This window comes from Moorena sp., from assembly GCF_982860115.1.
Map to the genome: position 1 here is coordinate 1 of NZ_CEYLVT010000325.1, position 6,548 is coordinate 6,548.

Annotated in this window: 5 protein-coding genes and 2 tRNA genes; 3 read left to right on the forward strand and 4 right to left on the reverse strand. The window is 44.7% G+C overall.

Annotation, left to right across the window (positions count from 1 at the left end; all coding sequences use genetic code 11):
• The first annotated feature begins 405 nt into the window (after positions 1 to 405).
• The gene (locus AC4II3_RS30435) at positions 406 to 1,443 is read left to right on the forward strand and encodes an ABC transporter substrate-binding protein (protein WP_488016821.1); all 1,038 of its coding nucleotides are present in this window, start codon (positions 406 to 408) and stop codon (positions 1,441 to 1,443) included.
• A 238-nt stretch (positions 1,444 to 1,681) separates the two neighbouring features.
• Here AC4II3_RS30435 and AC4II3_RS30440 read toward each other — a convergent pair whose 3' ends face one another.
• Complete coding sequence (locus AC4II3_RS30440) at positions 1,682 to 2,188, reverse strand: winged helix-turn-helix transcriptional regulator (RefSeq protein ID WP_488016819.1); 507 nt, start codon at positions 2,186 to 2,188, stop codon at positions 1,682 to 1,684.
• Between the two features lie 77 nt (positions 2,189 to 2,265).
• Positions 2,266 to 3,207 (reverse strand): tyrosine-type recombinase/integrase, encoded by a 942-nt coding sequence (locus tag AC4II3_RS30445; protein WP_488016817.1) that lies wholly within the window; start codon positions 3,205 to 3,207, stop codon positions 2,266 to 2,268.
• A 198-nt stretch (positions 3,208 to 3,405) separates the two neighbouring features.
• Between AC4II3_RS30445 and AC4II3_RS30450 the strand changes: the two genes are divergently transcribed.
• A tRNA-Tyr gene (locus tag AC4II3_RS30450) sits at positions 3,406 to 3,486 on the forward strand.
• Between the two features lie 4 nt (positions 3,487 to 3,490).
• A tRNA-Leu gene (locus AC4II3_RS30455) sits at positions 3,491 to 3,564 on the forward strand.
• 137 nt (positions 3,565 to 3,701) lie between these two features.
• Here the strand turns inward: AC4II3_RS30455 and AC4II3_RS30460 are convergent.
• Positions 3,702 to 5,048 carry an IS200/IS605 family accessory protein TnpB-related protein gene (locus tag AC4II3_RS30460; protein WP_488017101.1) on the reverse strand — a complete coding sequence of 449 codons (1,347 nt, stop codon included), beginning with the start codon at positions 5,046 to 5,048 and terminating at the stop codon, positions 3,702 to 3,704.
• A gap of 637 nt (positions 5,049 to 5,685) precedes the next feature.
• The coding region (locus AC4II3_RS30465; RefSeq protein ID WP_488017103.1) for an HvfC/BufC family peptide modification chaperone at positions 5,686 to 6,548 on the reverse strand (863 nt) is incomplete at its 5' end.

Genomic DNA, 6,548 nt, shown 5'->3' on the forward strand with positions numbered 1-6,548 from the left:
GCTGTTATTACCAAAGGTAGGGTTACTTCAATAATCAGAGTTTCAACTTTTCCAATGTATATGTGCAAATTCCCGACCGACCATAAAAGCTTTACGATTACATTCCACGCCGTCATTAATGACCAAAGCGCGAGAGCCAGGTACAGAGATGCCACTTTGCTCGCTTACAACATGAGGCAATGAAAAGCACCATTCATGTAGCTTGTCAATAATATGATCAGGCCCGTGCTGGGTCAATTGAGAATGAGGCAACCGGTCAGTCGTCTCAGGACTTTGACCCGAGCGTAAGGTAAGACTAAGCTTGTTCTCCATTCAACCTCCCTAAAACGCTGCACTAACTTTAATATCGTACTGGATATAAAGCTATACTATACTTTAGTTTGTACTTACTTTAGTATAGTATCGATGAAACCACTCAAAACTCTGGCTATTGAAACCAGGTCTCTAGATGAGTTATATACTGCTGCTCAACAGGAAGGTGGCACTTTGGTTCTTCGGGCCGGCGGCGACAAGCCGGACCAAATAGATTATTACTTGGACATGTTTAAGGAGAGATTTCCAAGTATCAAGGTTACTCACAGTGTTGACTTGAGTTTTCATCACGGGTCACGCTATGACAATGCGCGTGAAACGGGTGGCAAAGCCAATGTGCCCGACGTAATTCAACTGCAGACCGTGCATGACTTTGACTACTACGCTGAGCATGGTTTATTGGAGGCCTACAAGCCAAAACACTGGGACAAAGTATTCCCTGACCACAAAGATCCTCATGGGCGTTGGACTGGTCTTTATGGTGTGACTTTCAGCAACTACGTCAACATCGATGTGATCAACGAAAGCCAAGCACCGCGTGACGCTATGGACTACCTCGACCCAGCACTAAAAGGAAAGGTTGTTTTGACCTATCCCCATAGTGACGATGCTGTCTTGTATCAGTTTTGGAATCTGAAGGAAAAGTATGGGTGGGAGTATCTGGAGGAACTCGTTGCCACTAAGCCGACATGGGTACGTGGTACGGCGATGCCTTATGTCGCCATCAATAATGGCTGGTATGGCGCGAGTTTTACGACATTCTGGGCCTTCGCACCTCAGCCCAACAGCGATACGCGCTTTCTGTTGCCGAAAGAAGATTACTTCTTAACATGGTTCCAGACTGCTGCCATTCCCACTCAGGCGAAAAACAAAGCGGCGGCTAAACTCTATCTAAACTGGATGCTCTCGGAGGAATTCCAAGGCAAGTGGCTGCAATTTCCAGTGCGCATGGATGTTGAAGCGCCCGGTGGTTATAAGTCGGTGCAGCACCACAACACGTCACCTGCAGATTTCCATCGCTTTATGTTGAAGCGCGACATGATCGAGCGATTCCGATTGCAGCTACTACAGCTTATTGGCGAGGTTGAAGGCGATCCACCAATCAAAATTGACTACAGCGTTAAACCTTGACGCCCAATGTCACCGTTTCGATGGGTATGGTAGTAGTTCGCCAATTTTGTTTTGATAGATATTTCTTTTCGGTGATAATTTCCTAGACTAGCTTTGAGAGACTGGCTAATCCTTAATTCAAGCTTGATGACTTAGTAGATAGACTATCAATTTATCCCAACAGGCCTACTGTCCGCAATGCTTGGGTTTATCCCAACCGACTACGGTTGAGATAAAATTCAGAATGCTGAAAACAATATCAGTTATTCTTCGTAAAGTATCTTTTCCTCGCTTCTTGCACAGTGGGCCCGTTGTCCTTATTCCATTTTTCAAGAGCATCAAATATAGGTTCAAGTGTCTTTACAAGATCAGTCACCTCATATTCAACATGTGGTGGAAGCGTATCATACTGAATACGTTTAACCAGACCGTCACGCTGCAATTCACGCAATTGCTGTGCAAGCATTTTTTGTGATACTGTTCCAATGGAACGGTGTAACTGGTTAAAGCGCATACAGCCATCTTTGAGATACCAAAGGATTTCAGGTTTCCATTTTCCTGCAAATACGTTCAAGGCCTCTCCAACAGGACAAGACGATATGTGTTTTTCTTTGCTCATATGTTCACTCAAGTCTAATTTATTTTTAAAGTTACCAAAAGGTAAGTGACTTAGAGCTGATTTGTAAAGAAAATCCAAAGAGAACTCAATGACGTGCTGAGTAGCCTGTAATCTACATGAAGAAACAAGTTGAAGCACTGTATTCATCAGTCGTCTGCCTGAGATAGCCAATCCCCATGGCCAACCCTATCCGCAGGAAACATTATGGCCTTCGCCCCTGCTCCTCAAAACCCCAATTTCTGAACCGCCCTACGCTTAACCTCCTCACCCCGCCTATCATACTTGGCCGTAGTCACAGGAGACGCATGGCCAGCTAACTTCTGTACCGTCACAATATCAATCCCAGCATCAAGCAAATCAGAGCAGAAGGTTCTGCGAAAATCATGGGGACTAAAGGATTCCACCCCAGCTTCTTTAGCCCGCTTCTGCAAAATCAACAACACGGCCTGAGGGGTCATTTTTCTGTTCTGTATCTGCCCCCCTTTCCGGATTGGACACAACAGCGCCCCTGGTTGGTGACCTCTGACATTCAACCAATCATTTACAAACGCGATCGCGTTTTCAGGTAAATAAACGGTCCTATCCTTCCCTCCCTTACCCTGACGCACCTCTAATGCACCAGTGGAACCATCAAAATCTCGCACTTCCAGCTTCACCACCTCTGCCCGTCGCAGTCCCGTACCCCGTAGGATACCAATTAGAGCTTTATCCCTAACCCCTTGATTAGTTGTATCGGAAGTACACACCTTAATAAGTGCCGTAATTTCTGTTTGAGTTAATGCTCGACCTCTAGGTAAGGGATGATTCTTAATCCTGGGTAAATCCACCGCCGCCTCGAAATCTTCTGGATCCATCAGTTTCAACTTCTTTGCCACAGCTAACACTCCCCTGAGGGCTGCCATCTTCTTCTTGACCGTGGCGGGGGAATTGATTTCTAGTAATGCGGCTTGGACGGCGGCGGTGTGCTGATAGGTGAGGGCTGCCCAGTCAAGGGTGTCTGCATCACATTCGTTATTAGTGAGTAAGGAAGCGATCGCATCCAAAGCTTGCCTCATTGTTCGCTGCGACCCAGGACTCAAACTACTCAAATAAACCCGTGCCGGATGCCCAGTCAAGGGTAAAGCTGTGGTGAGAGAGAGTGATGTGTTAGTGAGGGTTACACTCATTTGTTTATGAGAAGTGGCCTTCTAAAAAGTAATTATGTCACATATTGAGCCACTTAACGCTCTAAGGGAATCCCTAGTTTGTATTACAATATTGACATTTTGTAGTATATTATGTAGTATACATATAACAGAGTAATACAGGCCGCAAACCTGCTTGCTCTGAAGCACCTTGAAAATTTCAGAGAATGCTAAATCTATGGGTCGGCTCACCTATTGGTGTAGGTAGCTGTCTGTAAAACAGCCGCGTTTGCATTGTTGGTTCAAATCCAACTCGACCCATCTTGCCCCTGTGATGCAATTGGCAGACATGACCCGCTTAAAACGGGTTTTCTACAGGTTCAAATCCTGTCAGGGGTACTGCAAATTGGGTTGGTATCCAAGTCCGGTTAAGGAACCCGTCTGTAAAACGGATGCCTCTGTGCGCCGTAGGATGAAGCTCCACCACCTGGCAAGCCGTTCGCGTAGCGTCGGGCTTCGCCCGAGGTGGTGGTGTCTTATGCTAACCTTGAACTACCGCTAGTCCACAGGTCACACAAGCAAGCCCAGCTTCTAGGCGGTCGTCCAGATCTTTTGCTGGAACGACCCTCGTTGCTATTTCTACGAACGAGTTTAAAAACACCTCTAGCACCGATATTGTAAGCTCCATTTAGATCAGCATTAAAGCACTTACCTGAGGCGAAGGTCGCTAGAGAGTATTTTTTTGAGTTTCTCTTTACTGTGCCAGAACCATCATAAGCAAGTTTCGAGGTATAAGCCGCTACGATTTCTACTACCTTGCCTCCTAATTCCGACCATTTCATTTCGGTGAAATTACGAATCTTAGCTTTTAGCCATCCATGGAATTTTTGTCGAAGGTTAGACCGTTTCTTTCCGCCTTTTGGCTTCCAGTCTTTAAGATTCTCAAACACGATGGCTTCAGAGTTGAACTGCTTAGCAACCTCAACAATTCGCTTAGAGACAATGTGGCCTATCTGATGATTGATTCTTCGGCATTTTTCATAGGTTTTAGAACAGAATCCTTTGTGAAGTTTTCCGCCTTTACCCATGGTTTTGGACGCCCGCGTAGATACGGATTTCAGTCTTTTGTCTCGGCGGTCTATGTCTCTTCCGGGGTGAACGAATTCACGATGGATTACAGTGCCGCTATGAGTTACGACTGCTATCGTGGCTGTTGTGTTGATTCCCAAATCAACTGCTGTAACATTGGCCTCCGGTTTTCTTTTTTCTGGCTTGCAGGCAAATGGAACTGACAGGTAAAACCCCCTGTTGTTAATCACTAGTGAAGGAGACATCATTTTATTGGACGTTACCAAGTGACGCTCTCTTAACCCAGTAATTTTAACGTCAGTCCAAACCCAATCAGAGCCGTTAAAGACCTTTATTTCTACCTTGTTAAATTCATGTAGTTTATAGCATTGCCCCTTGTAAAGAGAGGGATAACAACCGGTATTTGCATTTAATCTTGGAGGCTTAGCATCTTTCCTTTTTCTGCTTCCTGATTGCCAATCGTAATAACGAGTAACAAAACTGCTAACCTGACCAGCGGAGAATGCGATCGCAGCACGACGTAGATAGCTAGGAAATTTATAAAAGGCTTTATTGAATTGAGGGTATTTGATACTAGGACGTTTAGCTGTTTGATGCATTAACTTTTCGACAGCCGGAGTTAGTTGATCTGCCGTCAGTTCTCCCAGTTTAGACCAGTGAGTGTAAATAATACCAACTAAAAACTGACAAGCGTGGCGATATACCTTAACCGTTTTCCCTAGCAGCTCCTTTTGATCTGGGGTTGGGTTGAGTCGCCACTTATCAGTTCTTATAATTTTATTTGGCGTTTTCACTGGCTCAATAAAATCTTTTATATTTAATATCTTAGCTTACAAAATACAAGACGACAATCGCTTATTAGTGTCCATTTTTTGGCAATTGTTATTGTCGCTCCTTAACCCCCACCTGAACGTTCGCGTAGCGTGGCGATAGCCAGGTGGGGGAATGCGTCGCGTTTTTGTTCAAATCCCTGCATTCTCGCTAATCATGAAGGTTGTTCGGCAGTGAGTGCAATTCTCACTGCGCAACCAACGCAAAGGAGTGTCGCCTAACAGATAAGGCACCAGTCTTGTGACAGCTCCCACACTGCACTCAAAGAGTCAGTGTGGGCTTCCCAGGCAATCCAGCTATTGCTTAGGAGGCGCTGGGCTTTAAGAACGGACTGCCCTACCGCTCTATTTTTTTTTGACTTTTTTTTAATAATGTTTTACCAACTTTCCAGCATTTTAGGCTTTGAAAGTCAGTATATGCAGTATAACACATCGATTGGTTTTTTATCAAAAACTCTGTGCAAAATTCATCCCACACTCACACTTTGTGTCGCAGATGTGGGATGAATTTTGCCGGAAGCTAAACTGATCGATGTAGGTTCAAATCCTGCCACTCCTGTTATACGGCAATAAGCTGAAATCCTTCTGTATAAGGATCTGTCTAAATAGAAAACCTGGCAATCCATCCACGTTGGACAAATTGCGGTAATTCAGATGCTACATCAATAGCTAATTCATCAGCAGCCAGGTCTTGACAAATTGCTTCAAATCGATTTTCCCCTTGAAAAGCCTTCAACAGTTGCCATTCTTCCTTTGTTGGCAGCTCAATGCGCATATCATAACCATTGCGCCAGAGGAATAGTTGTATCCCCCCTTCATCCAAATTGACTTGCTGATCACCTTCGTATTCAGGCTGATTAACTTCCCAAATGCGATGGATCGGGTAAGCTGACTCGATCAGAACACTATTTTTAGGTAAATGGAAAATCAGTTCTCCCCATTTTTCTTGGGGAACTGTACTCAATGCTTGGACATCTAACTTGGTAGCTTTTTCACCATTAAACACCCGATGCCAGTGCCACTCTAACCGGGCTACATCTGGTAAATAGGGTAACTGTTTTGCTGGCTCAAAATTGGCCAAAAAATCAGGAAAGTGCTCACCATAATTCCCTAAATCCATTGATATAGAAGGAAAGCGTTGGATATAGCTTATCGCTGTTCCATCAAAAAATTTCTCTCCCACCAAACAACAGCAGACTGGATAAATTGACATTAAGGTTTGGCTCAGGTTGCCTAGGACACTGCTACGATAAATGGCTAACCCTTCAGCAGGGGTCAATTGTTTAGCTGCTTTGATGTGTTGAGCAAGGGTTTGTGTACTGGCAGGATTATTTTCAAAAACAGCATCGTAAAATAGCTGTTGTAGTGTCCTTAATTCCATGATTATATCGGTTTTTAAGGTTATAGCAAAGGGAATCGGGAATCGGGAATCGGAACCCACCCCTAACCCCTCCCAGGAGGGGA

What these genes read in the sequence shown, in the direction of transcription:
- AC4II3_RS30435 (WP_488016821.1), top strand. Translation starts at nt 406, where the DNA reads ATGAAACCACTCAAAACTCTGGCTATTGAAACCAGGTCTCTAGATGAG.
- AC4II3_RS30440 (WP_488016819.1), bottom strand. Translation starts at nt 2,188, where the DNA reads ATGAATACAGTGCTTCAACTTGTTTCTTCATGTAGATTACAGGCTACT.
- AC4II3_RS30445 (WP_488016817.1), bottom strand. Translation starts at nt 3,207, where the DNA reads ATGAGTGTAACCCTCACTAACACATCACTCTCTCTCACCACAGCTTTA.